This window comes from Promicromonospora citrea (genome assembly GCF_013004695.1).
GTDB classification, from domain to species: Bacteria; Actinomycetota; Actinomycetes; order Actinomycetales; family Cellulomonadaceae; genus Promicromonospora; species Promicromonospora citrea.
In genome coordinates, this window is the sequence record NZ_JABEMG010000280.1 from 1 (window position 1) to 1,475 (window position 1,475).

2 protein-coding genes are annotated in these 1,475 nt (G+C 70.3%); one reads left to right on the forward strand and one right to left on the reverse strand.

Translation table 11 applies throughout. The annotated features are described in order from the left end of the window. Positions 1–531 (reverse strand): amidase family protein (locus tag HLB15_RS23605; protein ID WP_249360554.1); only part of this gene is annotated, 531 nt, incomplete at its 3' end. Between the two features lie 131 nt (positions 532–662). Here HLB15_RS23605 and HLB15_RS23610 point away from each other — a divergent pair. Then, positions 663–1,475 (forward strand): mechanosensitive ion channel family protein (locus tag HLB15_RS23610; protein ID WP_311979612.1); only part of this gene is annotated, 813 nt, incomplete at its 3' end.

Consider the following 1,475-nt stretch of genomic DNA (forward strand, 5'->3'; position numbering starts at 1 on the left):
GTCCGACCCGGGAGCCAGCGGCAGCAGCCCCGCCGCGACGGCCGCGGCTGCGCCCCCGCTCGACCCGCCCGCGCCGCGCGTCAGGTCCCAGGGCGTGCGCGCGGGCGGTGCGCCCGCGGGCTCGGTGTAGGCGGGGAAACCCAGCTCGGGCGCCGCGGTCTTGCCCAGGCTGACGACGCCGGCGTCGTCGAGCACCCGCACGATCTCGTCGCTCTCCTCGGCGGGCGGCAGACCCGCGAAGGCTCGCGAGCCGAACCCGGTCGGCACACCGGCGCGGTTCCAGAGGTCCTTGTCGCCGGTCGGCAGGCCCCACAGGCTGCCGGGCCCCGCAGGCCGCGGGGGCCCGTCCGCCTCCAGCCGGGCGGCCCGCTCGCGCGCGAGCTCCGGCGTCAGGGTGGCGAAGGCGCCGACGGCGGGGCCGAGGCGCTCGGCGCGGGCGAGGAAGTGCTCGGTGACCTCGGTGGGTGTCAGCTCCCCTGAGGCGAGGAGGTCGCGGAGCTCGACGGCGGTCCGCTCGTGCAGGGCATCCATCCGGCCAGGTTATGCGCACCTGCACGCCCCGACGAGAACTCGCATTTCACAGGGAATTGCCATTCCGCCGCGCAGAATGTTCTTCCGGCGCATATGTTCATGGTGTGTCGGCACTTTTACGGTGCGTCACCGTGGCGTACCGCAAGGTGCCCGGAAAGGTCTCAGAGGGGGAGAGAACCATGACATTTCTACAGGCAGGGCTCACCGTGCCCTACCAGGTCGACTGGCTGGAGCCGCTCACGAGCGCGCTGCGTGCCGTCGCAAGCTTCGTCCCGAAGCTTCTCGTGTTCCTGGTCGTATTCCTCATCGGATACTTCATCGCGAAGGCGATCGCCCGTTTCGTCGGCATGATCCTGAACCGGATCGGGTTCAACCGGGTGCTGGAGCGCGCGGGCGCGAACCGGCTCCTCTCCGGCTCGGGGATCGAGCCGATCGGGCTGCTCACGAAGATCATCTACTACTTCATCCTGCTCATCACGCTGCAGCTCGCGCTCAGCGCCTTCGGGCCCACGAACCCGGTGAGCCAGATCGTGAACGACATCGTGGCCTGGCTGCCGAGCCTGCTCGTCGCGATCGTCATCGTGGTGATCGCCGGTGCCATCGCAAATGCGGTGAAGGATCTGCTGACGCGCACCATGGGCGGTGTTTCCTACGGCCCTCTCGTGGCGAAGGCGGTGTCGTTCCTCATCATCGCGCTCGGTGTTATCGCCGCGGTCAACCAGGTCGGTATCGGCACCACGGTGACAATGCCCGTCCTCATCGCATTCCTCGCCACGGTGGCCGGAATTCTGATCGTGGGTGTGGGTGGTGCGCTGATCGGTCCGATGCGGTCGCGCGTCGAGGGCTTCCTCGGCAACCTCTCGTCGGGTGGTGGCGCCGCCGCTGCCGCCCCGGGCGCCGCGCCGGTCGCTCCGGCCGCTCCGCCGGCGGGCCCGGGCGCCGCG